This window comes from Actinotignum schaalii (genome assembly GCF_028864145.1).
GTDB classification, from domain to species: domain Bacteria; phylum Actinomycetota; class Actinomycetes; order Actinomycetales; family Actinomycetaceae; genus Actinotignum; species Actinotignum schaalii_B.
This window is the reverse complement of the sequence record NZ_JARBHJ010000002.1, coordinates 1-15,556: the sequence shown is the minus strand read 5'-3', so window position 1 is coordinate 15,556 and position 15,556 is coordinate 1. Positions and strand designations below refer to the sequence as shown.

Below are 15,556 nucleotides of genomic sequence, written 5' to 3'. Positions count from 1 at the left end.
TGATCGTGCCCGCGGCGGGGCGCGGAGGGAGAACACGTATGGATGCACTGCCGGTGATCTTCGGTAATGAGGTGGAAGCCTATAGTTTTGCGCGGCTTTTCCACGAAACCTACGGGGTGAATTCGCTCGTCGTTGCCGAATACCCGCGCGGGCATATTAATAACTCCTCGATTCTCTCGGTGCGGTACTGCGAACGCCGCATTATGGAGGACGAAGAAAAATTCGTGGCCTTGCTTAACTCCCTGGCCGCGGAGTTCGCGGATCGTACCCTCATCTGCCTCGTTAACGTTGACGAGGGTGTGGACGTTATTGTGCGTAACCGGCACCGTTTGGCGTCGAATTGGTTCTTCCCTTTCGCCGCCCCGGAGGTCGTGGACCTGGCAAATTCGAAAGAGGCGATGGCGCAGGTATACGAAAAGGTGGGGGAGGCGGCCCCGCGGCGCGCCGTCGTCCATTTATCCCGACCCGAAACCTGGGACGCGGCCCTCGCCGCGCTGCCGTTCCCCATTGTGGTGAAACCCGCGCGCGCGGATAACCCCACCTCGCTGTACGCCACGGGTCTGAAAAAGGTGGAGGTATTCGACGACGCCGCCGCAGCCCGCGCGAAATTTGCCATGCTTGCCGGCCGCCAGGTTGGTATTGACCTCATCGCCCAAGAGCTTATTCCGGGGGATGACACCACCCAGTGGGTTGTCAATGGCTATATTGATTCACGCGGGCACCTCAGCGCGATTGGCTCGGGGCGGGTATTACTGGGACTGCATGAGCCTTCTCTTATCGGCAATGCTGGGATTATCCTCACGGATCCGGATGGTTTCCTCACCGACCGGGCCGAACGGATCGTGCGGGAGGTTGGCCTGCGGGGCTTCTTCTCCATGGACGTGAAAATAGATCCGCGCACCGGCCGGGCCTACTGGCTGGATCTCAACCCGCGGGCCGGGCGCGGGCACTACTACCTTAAGGTGGGCGGGGTGAATCTGGCGCGCGCCCTGGTGGCGGATATCGCCGGGGAAACCGCGCCCCTCCAACGGGTTAACCGCGCCGGTATTTTCGCGATTATTCCCGCGTGGCTGGCGGGCCGGAACTACGTGCGCGATCCGCAGCTGGCTGCGCAGGTGCGGCGAGTGCGCCGGCGTGGCCCGGTGGTCAATCCGATTGCCTATAGCAAGGACCGCCACCTGAAACGCGCTATTTTCCGGATGCTTTCCGATATTCGTGCGGTGCAGAAAATGCGGCGCTTCTACCCGCATCCCACCGAATCTGGATTCTAAGGCTAAGCTCAAGGCATGCGTTTCTTCCCCCCGCGCCGCCCGACCGGGCGGCATTTTGTGGCCGATGATTGTGCCGATGCCCGCCCGGAGCTAGCGGAGCCCGATACCTCCGCTAGTTCCGGTGCAAAAAGCGCGAGTGCCGCGCGGGCCTCCATCATCATGTTCTTCGGTACGCTCGTCTCGCGCATCCTCGGCCTGGTGCGTTCCCCGATTCTCCTCGGTGCGGTGGTGGGCCTAACCTCGCCGGCTGGAAATGCTTTCGGGATTGCCAATAAGCTCCCGAACCTCATCTACATGATTATTGTGGGCGGTCTGGTCAACGCGGTGCTGGTGCCGGCGATCGTGCGGGCCACCAAACGGGGGGAGAAAGAAGGCGCCGCTTTTATTAACAAGCTCCTCACCGTGGCGATTGTGGGCCTGGGGGCGGTGACGGTGCTTATTACCCTGGCTGCGCCCGCCGTGGTGAAAGTTATGGCGGCCACCATGTCCGAGGATTGGTATCGTCTCACGGTGGCCTGGGCCTACTGGTGCCTGCCTCAGATTTTCTTCTACGGCATGTACACCGTTATCGGGCAGATCCTCAACGCCCGCGAAAACTTCGGGCCCTATATGTGGGCGCCGGCTCTCAATAACGTGGTGGCGGTTCTCGGGATGCTCGCCATTCTTGCTATTTTTGGTTCGGCCACCCCGGAGGATGCTCTGGAAGCCGGGCGGTGGACCGCCTCGCGGGTGGGCTGGCTCGGTGGTATTTCCACCCTGGGGATCGTGGCCCAAGCGCTTATCCTTATCTGGCCGCTGCGCCGCCTGGGTATCCATTTCCGTTTCGATTTCCGGTGGCGTAATTCCGGGTTGGGGGCGGCTGGCCGGGCTTCCTGGTGGATGCTCCTCATGATGGTCACCTCGATCATCCCGACGGCGCTCATTTCCAATGCCGCCGCCGGGGCCTCTGACCGGGCCATTCGCATGGGCATGAATTCGGAGTACGTCGCGGGTAATTTCGCCTACGACACCGCCTACACTATCTACTCCCTACCCACCTCGCTTTTCGTCGTTTCTATTGCCACCGCGGTCTTTACCCGGATCTCGCGGGCGGCCGCGGATGGAGATAGGGATCGCATGCGCCGCGATGTTTCCCGCACCCTGCGCATCGTCTCCACCATCATGTTCCTGGCGGCCATCGGCCTCATGGTTTTCGCGGTTCCCGTCTCGCGGCTTTTCGCTATTACGTCGAGCGCGGAGCAGGCGGTCACCCTGGGGAAAGTGGTGGCTTCTATGGCCCTCGGGCTCTTTGGGATCGGTGCGGTGAGCGTACTCGACCGCGTTTACTACGCTTTTGAGGACACCCGCGGTGCCTTCCTCATTAGCTTGCCGTTCCAGGGCGCCTCCTGCGTGCTCACGGTATTCTGCGCGCTGCTGCCGCCCCAGCACGTGGTGTGGGCGGTGGGCATTGTGGGCTCCCTCGCCAATATTTTTGCGGTCATTGTGATGTTGTGGCACCTGTCCCCGCGCATGGGTGGGGTCGATGGCGCCACCCTGACATCCTTCCATCTCAAACTCGTGGCGATTTCCGGGCTGGCGGCCGCGGCCGGCTACGGGGCGGCCCGCCTGGTGGGCCCCGTCTTTAGCCCCATGACCCCGGCGCAGGCACTCCTGGCCCTCATCGTGGGAGGAAGCGTCATGGTGCTGATCTACGTGGGCGGTATGAAGCTCGCAAAAATGGAAGAAATCGACGTGCTTTTCCGCCCCGTGGCGAAGATCCTGGCTCGGTTGCGCCGGCGTTCATGAGTCCGCGCGGGGAACTAGCCGGGCTGCGCCGGTGGCGCAGCCCCGTCGTCGTACCGCTGCCGCGGCACCGTGCCGGAAAAGCTAGAGCAGCGCTCCCGTGAGCCTGGCTTCCGGGCGCAGCGGCAGGGCGAAAGTGCCGATAAATTCCTCCACGTTCCCGTTGAGTTTGCGTTTGTACTCAAGCACCGGGTAATCAGGTGCGGACTCGTCAAAAATACCGGAAATCCCGAGAGTGTTATAGGTGGAAATATCGTGGGCGGCCGCCCAGCGCAGCAGGGTGGATTCCACCGGGTAATCGCGATTATAGGTGGTGAAATCCTTATTGAAGCCGCGGAGCAGCTGCACCAGTTCGTCACCCCAGCGGAAAGCCAGCACCCCGGCGAAAGGCACACTAGTGCCGTAACGCTGCGCTAAATCGCGGGCCTCGGTTTCCTGCTTGACCAGGGAGGCGCGCTGGTTACCGAGCTCCTTGAGCGCTCCCGCCTTTTTGCGAGTATGCGGCTCGGTGGAATTCTGTGCGATCTGCTCATCGAGGCGGGCAATATTCGCGGTGATCTCCTCCAGGTAGGTGGCCGGATGCGCGTAGGCAATCGCGAGGAAAGCCCGCTCCGGGCCCAGTTTCTCCATCATCGCGGTATACAGGTGCGCGGAATAATCCGAGATTTCGGCCATCTCGGTGCGCTCGCGCGAGGATTCGTAAAGCTGGTGGAAAGTCTCCCACAACTCCACGCCTCCGGTACGCACCTCCACGCCGTAGCGCCCCACGTGCTTAACCTGGCGACGCATCGTTTTTGTGAGGGAATCAGCGATTTCCTCGAAGCTCTTTCCAGCAATATCCTTCGTATAAATAAAATGAATATCGGCCGGGTCATTGGGATCCACCGCGACGCGCTGGAAGCCGGCCGCGCTCAGCTGCGCAGTTACCCGCGTACCCAGGGCAGAATCCGCCATTTTGTCAGTGTCCGTGTAGAAAGCCGCGGGAACATTAGGCGTGATACGCAAGGCGATCACCCGTTTCTTCGCGGCGAGGTAGCCCTTGAGCTCCGTGAAAAAGAAATCCACCAGCTCGGCATCTTCCCAATCCAGGGTGGGGCCGTTGGTAATAATGGCGCGAGTGAAAAGCTTTTTCCACGGCTGGTAGGTTATAAGGGCGACGCCGCGCAGCTCGGAGCCCTCGCGTACCCCCACATAATCAACGGTATCTCCCTGCTCCGTGCGCCACTGGCCGTATTCGGGAAGCTGAGCGAGGAAGAGTCGCGAGCTGTGGCGGGTGGCGGAGGCGTACTCTTCGGCAGTCAACGTGGTGAAATGCATGTAGATAGTCTAATGATGACGGGCGAACAAGCCCGGGAAGAAACACCGGTTTCCACGCGCGGCGGTGGGCCGGTAGCCTGAAGGCGTGCATCATCATTCAGATATCGAGGTACCGGCGCGGGTGCGCCGTAAAGTTGGGCGCCTGCTCGCCGCTATTGTTGTGCCACTCGCCCTTCTTACCGTGATTGCGCTGGTCGTGCTGTGGCCGCGCGGGGAGTCCCCGGTGGGCTCTATCCCGCTTAATTCGCCGGGTGTGAGCATGGTGAGCGGGCCGATCACCTCGGTGGGGGAAACGGATGCGCAAGGCCAAACGCCGGTGGAGATGGAAGTGGAGGGCGTATCCGTTCCCGTGCATGTTCCGGCGGAGGTGGTGGCTTCCGGGCTGGCCGTGGGGGATGTTATTGAGGCCCGTTTCAATCCTGCCATGGTCACCTCCGGTACCGCCCATATTTTCGTTGATTTTGAGCGCGGGGTGCCCCTGGCGCTCCTGGCCGGACTCTACGTGCTAGTCATTGTGGCGGTGGCACGCTGGAAGGGCCTGGCGGCGCTCGCGGGCTTAGGGGTATCCCTCCTGGTGGTCGGGTTCTTTATTATCCCGGCGCTGGCCGGTGGCGGTCATGCTTTCGCGGTGGTGCTGACCGGGGCGTCAGCGATGATGTTCGCATCGATTTATCTGGCCCATGGCATTTCGATCCGTACGACCACCGCGATTATCGGAACTTTCCTCGGGCTTCTTATTACCACGGCGGTCGCGGTGTGGGCGGTGGGCGCCCAGAATCTCAGTGGCACGGGCGGGGAACAAACCGCAATGCTCTCCTGGAGCCTGGGCGGTATTAATATGCGTACTCTGCTGCTGGCGGGGATTATTCTGGCCGGGCTGGGTGCCCTCAATGACGTCACCATTACCCAGGTTTCTACCATTTGGGAGCTGCACGCCGAATCGCCGAGCACACCGCGCCGCCGCCTCATACGCCGCGGGATGGCCATCGGGCGCGACCATATCGCCTCAACCGTTTATACGCTGGCTTTCGCCTACGTGGGAGCTTCGCTGCCCCTTCTGATTCTCGCCTCGATTTACCAGCGGTCTTTCCTTGACCTCATGCAGGTGGAGCAGATCGCGGAGGAGATCACCCGCACCTTGGCCGCTTCCGTTGGCTTGGTGCTGGCGATTCCTTTGACGACGGCGGTAGCCGCGCTTCTCGCCCCCGTGGCCCCCGGGCGGGATCGGGTGAACGCCTAGTTTGTGGCTCCACGGTGCAACCAAGCAGCGGGAGAAACGTTGAGGAGCGGATTCCCCTTGGAGATCCGGTGGCTAAGCATCGATAGCGTGCTCGTTGCCGTCGGCAATATCGGTGAGGGTGAAATGTTCGTAAATGCGTTGCTGTTGGTCTTCGGTGAGGCCGTCCTCCACTGACCAGGCCGGAGCGCTGGCCACCGCTTCTGCAGAAACCGCGAGGATGAGCTTGCCCTCCACCAGGCGCGAACCGCGCAGCGGAACCAGGGCGGAGCGAAGATTGAATAATCCCCGCCCAATGAGGGCGAAGGTGGGTTGCCCGCTGGCGTCATCGAGGAACACTTCACGCACCGGCCCGATTTCCGCCTCGGAGCGGTCATAAGCGGTGGCATCCAGGACGTCTTGGACGGTGCTGTTATCAGCCATATGCGCTGTGCCTTTCTGGTAGAAAATGTAGAAGCTACGTGAGTTTGCCGAAGCTAGCCGTGCACGGGTAGTGGTGACACACTTTCAGGTTACCGTGATGCAGGTCATATAGCTGGGTGTTTAGCTCACGGAATAACTCTGGCTCCTGGCTGTGCGGTACCCTCATCCATGATGCAGGACGGGAAGAAGGGAAACACATGGGGGATAACGCCGCATGGCCGGCGATCCGGCTGGGTGATCTGACTTTGGCCACGCCGGTGATGCTCGCGCCAATGGCCGGGGTGACCAACCCTCCTTTCCGCCAGCTGTGCCGTGAAGAAGCCGAGGCGGGAATCCGGTGCGCAACGGGCGCGGGAAATGTTCCCGAAGTCGCGCGTCCAGATACCAGCCACGCTGCGGGGGTGGATACCAACCACGCCGTGCGCCCGGATACGAACCAGGCCGAGACCACGGGGGAGGGGCAGGCCTCGGAATCTCATGCGTCCGGCTGCTACGCCCCGGCCGGACTGTGGGTATGCGAAATGATCACTTCCCGCGCGCTGCTGGAACGCACCCCGGAAACCATGACCATGATCCAGCCCGATCCGAGCGATCCGGTGCGTTCCATCCAGCTCTACGGGGTGGAACCCAAGGTGGTAGCCGCGGCGGTGCGGCTCCTCATTGATGAAAACCGCGCGGACCATATCGATATTAACTTCGGCTGTCCGGCCCCGAAAGTCACCCGTAAGGGTGGGGGTTCGGCACTTCCGTGGAAACTGGATTTGTATGAGGACCTGGTGCGCCAGGCCACCGAAGCAGCTAACCTCGCGAACCGCGGGCGCGATCACGCCGTGCCTATCACGGTGAAATTCCGGGTGGGGATTGACGCCGCCCATGAAACGTTCCGGGATGTGGCCCGTATCTCTGAAGACTACGGGGTCGCTGGGCTCACCTTGCACGCCCGCACCACCGCCCAGCACTACGCAGGCCACGCGAATTGGGATTATATTGCCGAGCTGGTGGAGTCCACGGATCTGCCCGTGTTCGGTAACGGTGATGTTTTCGACGCCGCAGATGCCGCCGCGCTGCGCGCCCATACCGGATGCGCCGGGGTGGCAGTCGGACGCGGCTGCCAGGGGCGCCCCTGGATTTTCTACGATTTGGCCGCACTCATGCACGGGGCCACGGTGCAGCGCCGCCCCTCCCTGCGGGAAGTTGCAGCGATTATTGAGCGCCACGCCCGCCTCTCGGTGGAGCATTTTGGGAGCGAAAATAAGGCGATGCGAGAACTGCGCAAGCACATCACCTGGTACCTCAAGGGTTTCGCGGTGGGCGGGGAAACGCGCCATGCGCTCGGCCTGGTCTCCACCCTGGAGGAACTGCACGAGCGCCTCCAGGGGCTGGACCTCGACCAGCCCTATCCGGCCGCCGCGGAAGGAAAACGCGGGCGCGCCGGAGGGGAGAAGCGCCCGCATCTGCCCGAAGGCTGGCTTGATTCGCGCGAATTAACCCCGGAACAAGCCGCCCGAATCCACGAAGCCGAACTCGATATTTCCGGCGGCTAAACCGGCCGCGGTGCGGTGACTGCGCGTACTACAGTGCGGTGACTGTGCCAGCCGCGGTACGGCGGCGCAATCGCCCGCTCTACCCGCCAGCACCGCACTGCTCGCAGGCTTGGTACTCTCTAGCTGTGACGGATTTATTTGGGGCGGCCGAAGTCTACGGGCCTGATGACCGCGAACGGTGGGTGCACGAACCACCCAAATCGCGTTCGCGTACCGATTTTGAACGTGACCGTGCGCGGGTGCTACATTCCTCGGCGCTGCGCCGCCTCGGCGCGAAAACCCAGGTGCTCGGGCCCGAATCGGATGATTTTGTGCGCACTCGCCTCACCCACTCCCTCGAAGTTGCTCAAATTGGGCGTTCTTTGGCGAAAAATTTCGGGTGTGATCCGGATATAGTGGAAACTGCGTGCCTGTGCCACGACCTCGGCCACCCGCCTTTCGGGCATAACGGGGAGCGGGCCCTCGCGGAAGTCGGCGCGGATATCGGCGGTTTTGAAGGCAATGCCCAGACTCTGCGTATCCTTACTCGCCTCGAGCCCAAACGCACCACCCGCACCGGGCGCCCGGCGGGCCTTAACCTCACCCGCGCCACCCTGGATGCCGTGATCAAATACCCCTGGGGTAATAACGAAGGTCCGGGCGGCACCCCGAAATTCAATTACTATCGTGATGACGCCGATGTTTTCGAGTGGATCCACGGCGCGCACGGGCACAACCGCTGCGTCGAAGCTCAAATCATGGATCTGGCTGATGATATCGCCTATAGCGTCCACGATGTTGAGGATGCGATCGCCCGCGGGTTCTTCGATCCTTCCTGCCTGACCGATCCGGGCGAACGCCAGAAAGTCGTGACCGATACCCTCGCCTGGTACGGCGAACCGAGCGCGGGCGAGCTTTCCGATGCCCTTGACCGCCTGCTGCGCGAGGAAGCTTGGCCGGTGCACTTCGGGGGTAATTACCGTGACTTTGCCCGCATGAAAGACCTTACCTCCGACCTCATCGGGCGTTTTGTTTCTGCCGTGTGCCAGGCCACCTGGGCGCAGTCCGGGCACGGCAAATTGGTGCGCTACAACGGTAACGTCGTCGTGCCGCCAGAAACTTTTGCCGAAATCACGGTCCTGAAAGGGATCGCGGTGGCTTATGTCATGGCCCCGCGCGAGCACGAACCGCATTACGTGGAACAGCGCGCCATTATTTTTGACCTCGTCGAGGCACTTCTGGATAATCCGGCCGAATTGGAGCCGCACCTGGCGGAACTGTGGGCGAGTAGCGATAAGGACGCGCGGCTGCGTTTGGTGATCGACCAGGTCGCTTCGCTCACCGATCTTTCCGCACGGCAGTGGCACGCGCACCTGTGCGGAATGCTGCGCCACTAGGCGTGCGGTGGCAGTCACGCGCGAGGTGAATTGTGGAAGCGCGCGGTCCGTACGTGCACGGCGCCGCGGCCTCGCTTAGACTAGGCGGCATGGCCGGGCTCATCAAAAGGGAAGACATCGATCGGGTGCGCGCCGCGGTGCGGATCGACGACGTCGCCTCTCAGTACGTGGCCCTGCGCCCCGGTGGAGTGGACTCGCTCAAAGGCCTGTGTCCCTTCCATGATGAGAAAACTCCATCGTTCCACGTGCGCCCGAATCTGGGGCGCTGGCACTGCTTTGGCTGCGGGGAAGGCGGAGACGTTTTCGCTTTCGTGCAGCGCGCTGAGAGTATTGACTTTGTCGAGGCGGTGGAGCTGCTGGCGCGCCGCGCCGGGATTGAGCTGCATTATGAGGGCGCGCGTGAGCGCAAGCCGGGGGAGCCTTCCAAGCGGCGGCTGATCGATGCCCACCGGGTTGCTGTGCAGTTCTATCGCGCTCAATTCGACAGCCCGGAGGCTGCCCCGGCCCGCACGTTGCTAGCTGAACGCGGCTTTGAGCGGGCGGCCATCGACCATTTTGACTGCGGTTACGCTCCCGACTCCTGGGACGCTCTCTATACGCACCTGCGCAGCCACGGTTTTTCCGACCGGGAAATCGAAACGGCGGGCCTGGCCACGCGCGGCAACCGCGGGCTTTACGACCGTTTCCGCGGGCGCCTTATGTGGCCAATCTTCTCCATTACTGGTGAACCCATCGGCTTCGGGGCGCGCCGCCTCGGGGCGGACGACCGGGGGCCAAAATACCTCAATACCCCCGAAACACCCATCTACAAAAAATCGCAGGTGCTTTACGGCCTCAACCTCGCGAAGAAAGAGATCGCGGCCTCGCGTTCCGTGGTGATCGTGGAGGGCTATACGGACGTCATGGCCGCGCACCTGGCAGGGGTCACGACGGCGGTGGCGACGTGCGGTACGGCTTTCGGGGCCGAGCACGTGAAAATTGTGCGGCGCTTGCTTGGCGACGGCGCCAACCCGGCCGCCGGCGTGGTGCTTTCCTCCGGGAAGGCCTACGGCGGGGAAGTTATTTTTACGTTCGACGGCGATAGCGCCGGCCAAAAAGCGGCTCTGCGTGCCTTCGGGGAGGATCAGGCGTTCGCCACCCAAACCTACGTGGCGATAGCGCCGGATAACCTGGATCCCTGCGATGTGCGGCTCCAGCGCGGCGATGAGGCACTGCGGGATGTCATCGCCGGGCGGCGGCCCCTCTTTGAGTTTGCGATTCGCTCCCTGATCGAGGATCTTCCGCTCACCACCGCGGAAGGGCGCAGTGCCGGGCTACGGGTGAGCGCCCCGATTGTGGCCGGGATTCGGGATCGGGTGCTGCGCGGGGAATACACCCGAAATCTGGCCGGCTGGCTCGGTATGGATGAGCATGTGGTGCGGCAAGCGGTGGCGGAGGCGGGGCGCCAGGGCCGGGCCCAGGCGCGCGCGGTGCTCGAGGCTGCTAGTGAACACACCGATAGCGCTCGCGGTGCAGATAGCCGCTACGGTGCAGATAGCCTGCACAGCGTGGAAAACCGCTACGGCGGATTATCAGACTATGCTGGCGGTGCGGTGCAGCCGGGGAATGCGGCGGCGTCGTACCAGGGAGCGCCGCAGCAGGGGAGCGCACCCGATGGCGGTGCGCACCGGGCGGCGACCTTGCCGCCGGTGCCTGAGCTGCGTGATCCTACCGAAAAAGTGGAGCGGGCCGCGCTGGAGATTTATCTTCAGCTTCCGGCTTTTGCGGCGCGGGCGGAGATGGATAATCTGCCCCCGCATACCTTTACCCATCCGGTGCACCACGCCATCCACACGGCGATTCGCGCGGCGGGGGGAACCCGGGTATTTGCGGAGCGTTTCGCGCAGTTGACCGGCGCGGGTATGGATGCGGAACACGCTGAACCACAGGCGAGTGCCGCCTACGTGGAGGCGGTGATCGCGGCCGGGGGGCCGGAACTGGCCGGGGTGATATCCCAGCTCGCGGCTGAACCGCTTCCCGAGACCGATGTGCAGCGCCTCCCGCACTATGTGTGGGGGATTGCTCTGGCGCTTATTCGGCTGGGCGTGCTGCGCCAAATTGAGGACGTGCGTTCCGCCCTCCAGCGCACCAACCCGGAGGATACCGCCTATCAGCAGCATTTCGCTCGTCTCATGGAACTCGAGGCGCAGCGCCGCACCTGTGAGGAACGGATGGAGCTGGGGTAGCTAACCCTAGCTACCCGGCTGAGTGTTCTCAGAATTCTTTGGCTCCTAGAGAACGCGAGATCTTTGCTGCGGTTTGCTTGACTTGGGGAACCAAGGCAATGACTTCGTCCATACTTTTCTCCAACGTTAAGGTAGTGATTGATAATGCGTGGTTAACGCGTCCAAGATGGTTCCTAATGGGGACGGCAACGCACCGAATCCCAGGCACGTTCTCCTCGTCGTCTATTGCGAATCCGCGCTCGCGAACTTTGTCTATTTCTTTTATCAGTTCGGCAGTTGTCGAAATAGTTCGGGGCGTATGTTTAGGGAGTTGCATATCGGCCACGTAACGAATGATTGCCTCATCCTCTTCCTCGGCGAGGAAACACTTACCGATTGAAGTCGAATGGAATGGAAGTCGATCCCCGATTCGTGATGGTATGCGGTACGGGGTATCAGTTTCTTGTATTGCAACATAAACGGCGTCTTTACCGTTCCTCGCCCCAATGTGTACTTGGCACCCGACTTCGCGTGCAAGTTGTCGAATATAGGGTTTTGTCTGTTGAGAGATGTCGATTCTTTCGAATGCTGTGGCGGCGAGCGACAAAGCGGCCGGTCCGGCGTAGTAGTTTCCGTCAGCACTTACCGCAATGAACTCGTACTTCACCAAGGTTTGGAGAAGCCGATGCACACTAGATTTTGCCAAGCCAGTAGCGTTAACGATGTCGGTAAAACGTGGATGTTGCAGTGCAGCTTGAAGAACAATAAGAGTTTTATCGGCTGCGCTCGGGCTCTGTTTGGTACTCAAGAGAAGAACCTTCTTCTAGATTAATACGGACCACCAGTTCCATTTTATGGAACTTAATTGTAGATGGTTGGCTGTTGATTGTGCGCGTTTTCTTACGGTTCCTAGAGGAACGAAACTACGATTCAAAAACTTTGAGGGCGGAGTGAGTCAGCCCTTTTCTATTTTAACGTCAAAGTATTATTCTCTGTCAGTTAAGGTGAAGTTGCAATTCGTAAATGTGAAGTGTGTCATATCTAAATGCTTAACCCGCGTATTTGCACAGTTTTACGTACTGGACGCGAATATAGGCTGCGAAAGGTCCTAGGATAGTTCCCCAAATGGGACTAGGGTTCATGACGTGGAACTTCCACGGTGGGTAACTAAAACAAAGGAGTTTACTCGTGAGTAAGATTACCGGCGTAAAAACGTACGATTTTCGATTCCCCACATCTAACACGCTCTCCGGCTCGGACGCGATGAATCCCGATCCTGACTACTCGTCAGCGTATGTAGAAATTTCTACTGACGCTGATGATGGAATTTTTGGTGTCGGGTTTGTGTTCACCATCGGTCGTGGAAATGATGTTGTTTGCGCGGCAATGAACTCAATGTCTCACACACTTGTTGGGCGCAATGTTGAGGAGCTGCTCGACAATATGCGGCTCGCGTGGGATCTGCTCGTAGGCGACTCCCAGCTGCGGTGGCTTGGTCCGGAAAAGGGTGTGGAGCATATGGCCATTGGCGCATTGCTCTCAGCGCTTTGGGATATTAAAGCTAAGCGTGCTGGAAAGCCTTTGTGGCGCCTGCTGGGCGAGATGGAACCCGAGGAATTGGTTGCAACCCTCGACTTCCGTTATCTCTCTGATGCGCTTCGCCCTGAAGAGGCTATCGAATTCCTGAAAGATGGTCAGCGTGGTAAGCAAGAAAGAATTGCCAATCTTCTTGAAAATGGCTATCCCGGGTATTCCACTGCCGCGGGTTGGCTAGGATACTCCGATGAAAAGATGGTCTCGCTGTGTAAGGAAGAGACCCAAGAAAAGGGCTTCAAGCTTATTAAGCTGAAGGTGGGGCGCCGCGTCGAGGATGATATTCGGCGTCTTGGGTTGGCTCGTGAAGCTATTGGTCCTGACGTGAAGTTGGCTGTTGATGCTAACCAGGTGTGGGACGTTCCTGACGCGATTTCTTGGATTAATGAATTCCATGATTTCGATTTGGCTTGGGTGGAAGAGCCGACTTCGCCGGATGATGTGGTCGGACACGCCACTATCGCACGCGCTATTAATCCGATTCCTGTAGCGACTGGTGAACATATGCAGAACAGGATTATGTTCAAGCAGTATCTCCAAATGAACGCGTTTGGAATCATGCAGGTTGACGCGACCCGTGTCGCTGGTCCGCAGGAACTGGTCATTGAATACCTGCTTGCCAAGAAATTTAATAAGCCTGTTTGCCCGCACGCTGGCGGTGTCGGCTTATGTGAAGCTGTGGCGCATTTTGCAATGTTTGATTATGTTGCTGTTTCGGGAACTATGGAGAACCGATTGATTGAGTATGTCGATAACCAACATGAGCACTTTGTTCACCCGACGGTCATTAAGAATGGTAACTACATGCCGCAAACGGCTCCCGGCAACGGTGCTGAGATGACTCAGGAAACCGCTGAAAAGTACCTCTACCGAGGTTAGTTTTCCCGGGAAAACAAGTTCCACTGCCGCACGCGGACTAAATAAATAGCTGTCGCTACTTGCTATTGGTTAATCCATTTGGATTACCCGCGTGCGGCAGTGTGAATGCCGCACTCGTCAGAAAAAGGAAATATAGATGAATGCTTTATTTGTAGGTGTGAGTCAGTTACAAAGCTCAATACCCGACGGATTACTACCTTTCGCTCGAGATATCCCGGAAGTAAGCCTTAACCCGGCGGCGCTTCTCATCAGTATTGTAACTGGTGTTGCCATCCTCATTATTTTGGTTAGCTGGGCGAAAGTTCACCCCTTCCTGGCAATTATGCTCGCGGCCCTGATTACCGGAATTGGTTCTGGGTTCGGACTAATGAACACGGTCCACGCTTTCCTTGACGGCTTTGGGGACACGACTAAAAGTGTCGGTATCTTAGTTGGTATCGGTGCAATGCTGGGTGCGGTTTTGATGGTAACGGGAGCGACCGGCGTTTTGGTTGATGTTCTGATTTCGAAGTCTTCTCGTAAGATGCTCCCTTGGACTATGGCTCTCATTGGGTCTCTTATTGGGTTGCCTCTATTCTTCGATGTTGGACTAATTATTATGGCTCCGGTAATCATCATGGTTACGCGGAAATCTAAGATGCCACTCATGATGATTGCGATGCCCGCTTTGGCAGGTCTTTGCGCAATGCAGGCACTCGTTCCTCCACACCCCGGGCCCACCGCTGCTCTCCAAACCTTTGAGAATGGTTCCATGGGCATCACGATGGGTATGGGCATTGTCCTTGCTATTCCTCTCGTTATTATCTGTGGACCGCTGTTTGCGAAGTACTCAACGCGTATCGTGCCGCGCGGCGCACCGGATACTTTTGCGATGGGGGATAAAGCGGATGGTGACGAAGGGCGTCGTAAGCCTTCCTTCGGGCTGTCTTTGCTTTGCGTCACTATGCCGGCCATTCTTCTCTTGATCACTTCAATTATCATGATGGTCCGCCCTGACCTTCACGATTCCAAGGAAATGGGCGCCCAGATTTTGCAGTTCATCGGCAACCCAGAGATTGCCCTGCTGATTTCTCTAGTATTTGCATCTCTCACGCTTTTCGTTACGACAAGATACCCTTGGGAAAAGCTCAACGATGAAGCTGGAAAATCGTTGCGGCCCATCGCTGGAATTGTGTTTATTCTCGGTGCTGGTGGCGGTTTCAAGAACCTTCTGATTGATACCGGCATCGGAGACATGATCACTAAGTTTGTGGAGAACACAAATATCTCGATCATCTTGATTGCTTGGGTTATTGCGGTGTTTGTGCGTGTGGCCACAGGGTCTTCAACGGTTTCGGCGATTACTACGGCAGGCATTCTGGAGCCGACTGCCACAGCACTCGCCTATGATCCAATCCAAACAGGTCTTCTCGTTCTTGCAATTGGTGCGGGGTCGTTTATTTTCTCCTTCGTAAACGATGCGGGCCTTTGGTTGGTAAAGGAGTACTTCGGATTTACTCTTCCTGAGATGTTCAAGACCTGGACGGTAATGACATGTCTGATCTCCATCGTTGGGCTAGTTCTGGTTTGGGGTCTTGGACTCTTCCTGTTGTAACATACAGTTGAAGATCTAAATTAGTCCTAACGTATCGGGGCTATCGCTGGCCGGCGTGTTCAAAAAATCAGCGCGCCGGTCAGCTATGTTTCCTACGGAAACTTATTGTCTTCTAGTGTTTTGCGTTGGTATGGAATCACATTCCTCCTGTTATCGTTCGAAGTAAGTCGCAATGGTGCGTGAAACATGGAAAATGGGTAGCTGTTATTGCCTAGACCTGAAAGGGGTTGGAATGTTTTCTGGTGTGTATTGCCCGTCGGTCACGTTGATCGATGATTCGGGTGCGATTGATTATCCGGCGATGGCTGCCCATATTGATCGTCTTGCCGAGTCCGA

The 15,556-nt window shown here is 58.9% G+C and carries 11 protein-coding genes; 8 read left to right on the top strand and 3 right to left on the bottom strand.

Going from position 1 to position 15,556, the window contains the following annotated elements:
• Positions 1-38 precede the first annotated feature (38 nt).
• The gene (locus PWJ82_RS00680) at positions 39-1,271 is read left to right on the top strand and encodes an ATP-grasp domain-containing protein (protein WP_126134603.1); all 1,233 of its coding nucleotides are present in this window, start codon (positions 39-41) and stop codon (positions 1,269-1,271) included.
• Between the two features lie 15 nt (positions 1,272-1,286).
• The gene (murJ, locus tag PWJ82_RS00675) at positions 1,287-3,056 is read left to right on the top strand and encodes a murein biosynthesis integral membrane protein MurJ (RefSeq protein WP_274734869.1); all 1,770 of its coding nucleotides are present in this window, start codon (positions 1,287-1,289) and stop codon (positions 3,054-3,056) included.
• Positions 3,057-3,137: 81 nt separating this feature from the next.
• On the opposite strand, the gene PWJ82_RS00670 is transcribed toward murJ, so the two are convergent.
• Complete coding sequence (locus PWJ82_RS00670) at positions 3,138-4,370, bottom strand: lipid II:glycine glycyltransferase FemX (protein ID WP_274734868.1); 1,233 nt, start codon at positions 4,368-4,370, stop codon at positions 3,138-3,140.
• An 85-nt stretch (positions 4,371-4,455) separates the two neighbouring features.
• Here PWJ82_RS00670 and PWJ82_RS00665 point away from each other — a divergent pair, with 85 nt between their 5' ends.
• Positions 4,456-5,610 carry a YibE/F family protein gene (locus PWJ82_RS00665; RefSeq protein ID WP_274733226.1) on the top strand — a complete coding sequence of 385 codons (1,155 nt, stop codon included), beginning with the start codon at positions 4,456-4,458 and terminating at the stop codon, positions 5,608-5,610.
• 72 nt (positions 5,611-5,682) lie between these two features.
• Here PWJ82_RS00665 and PWJ82_RS00660 read toward each other — a convergent pair whose 3' ends face one another.
• Positions 5,683-6,030, bottom strand: coding sequence for a PRC-barrel domain-containing protein (locus tag PWJ82_RS00660; protein ID WP_126134600.1), 348 nt, complete (start codon positions 6,028-6,030; stop codon positions 5,683-5,685).
• Between the two features lie 197 nt (positions 6,031-6,227).
• Here PWJ82_RS00660 and dusB point away from each other — a divergent pair, with 197 nt between their 5' ends.
• From dusB to dnaG, 3 genes are all read left to right on the top strand, one after another.
• Positions 6,228-7,574 (top strand): tRNA dihydrouridine synthase DusB, encoded by a 1,347-nt coding sequence (gene dusB, locus PWJ82_RS00655; RefSeq protein WP_274733227.1) that lies wholly within the window; start codon positions 6,228-6,230, stop codon positions 7,572-7,574.
• Positions 7,575-7,699: 125 nt separating this feature from the next.
• Positions 7,700-8,950: a deoxyguanosinetriphosphate triphosphohydrolase gene (locus PWJ82_RS00650; RefSeq protein ID WP_274733228.1), complete on the top strand. Its 1,251-nt coding sequence runs from the start codon at positions 7,700-7,702 to the stop codon at positions 8,948-8,950.
• 89 nt (positions 8,951-9,039) lie between these two features.
• Positions 9,040-11,175: a DNA primase gene (dnaG, locus tag PWJ82_RS00645; protein ID WP_274734866.1), complete on the top strand. Its 2,136-nt coding sequence runs from the start codon at positions 9,040-9,042 to the stop codon at positions 11,173-11,175.
• Positions 11,176-11,203: 28 nt separating this feature from the next.
• Here dnaG and PWJ82_RS00640 read toward each other — a convergent pair whose 3' ends face one another.
• A complete protein-coding gene (locus PWJ82_RS00640; protein ID WP_274734865.1) occupies positions 11,204-11,962 on the bottom strand; it encodes an IclR family transcriptional regulator in 759 nt (252 codons plus the stop codon).
• 380 nt (positions 11,963-12,342) lie between these two features.
• On the opposite strand from PWJ82_RS00640, the gene PWJ82_RS00635 reads away from it, so the two are divergent.
• The gene (locus PWJ82_RS00635; RefSeq protein ID WP_274734863.1) at positions 12,343-13,626 is read left to right on the top strand and encodes an enolase C-terminal domain-like protein; all 1,284 of its coding nucleotides are present in this window, start codon (positions 12,343-12,345) and stop codon (positions 13,624-13,626) included.
• A 136-nt stretch (positions 13,627-13,762) separates the two neighbouring features.
• On the top strand, positions 13,763-15,220 hold the full coding sequence (locus PWJ82_RS00630) for a GntP family permease (protein ID WP_274734862.1): 1,458 nt from the start codon (positions 13,763-13,765) through the stop codon (positions 15,218-15,220).
• Positions 15,221-15,556: the final 336 nt, after the last annotated feature.

Excerpts from the sequence above, each read along its gene's own strand:
- PWJ82_RS00680 (WP_126134603.1), top strand. The coding sequence starts at position 39 with ATGGATGCACTGCCGGTGATCTTCGGTAATGAGGTGGAAGCCTATAGT.
- dnaG (WP_274734866.1), top strand. The coding sequence starts at position 9,040 with ATGGCCGGGCTCATCAAAAGGGAAGACATCGATCGGGTGCGCGCCGCG.
- PWJ82_RS00660 (WP_126134600.1), bottom strand. The coding sequence starts at position 6,030 with ATGGCTGATAACAGCACCGTCCAAGACGTCCTGGATGCCACCGCTTAT.
- PWJ82_RS00670 (WP_274734868.1), bottom strand. The coding sequence starts at position 4,370 with ATGCATTTCACCACGTTGACTGCCGAAGAGTACGCCTCCGCCACCCGC.
- dusB (WP_274733227.1), top strand. The coding sequence starts at position 6,228 with ATGGGGGATAACGCCGCATGGCCGGCGATCCGGCTGGGTGATCTGACT.
- PWJ82_RS00630 (WP_274734862.1), top strand. The coding sequence starts at position 13,763 with ATGAATGCTTTATTTGTAGGTGTGAGTCAGTTACAAAGCTCAATACCC.
- murJ (WP_274734869.1), top strand. The coding sequence starts at position 1,287 with ATGCGTTTCTTCCCCCCGCGCCGCCCGACCGGGCGGCATTTTGTGGCC.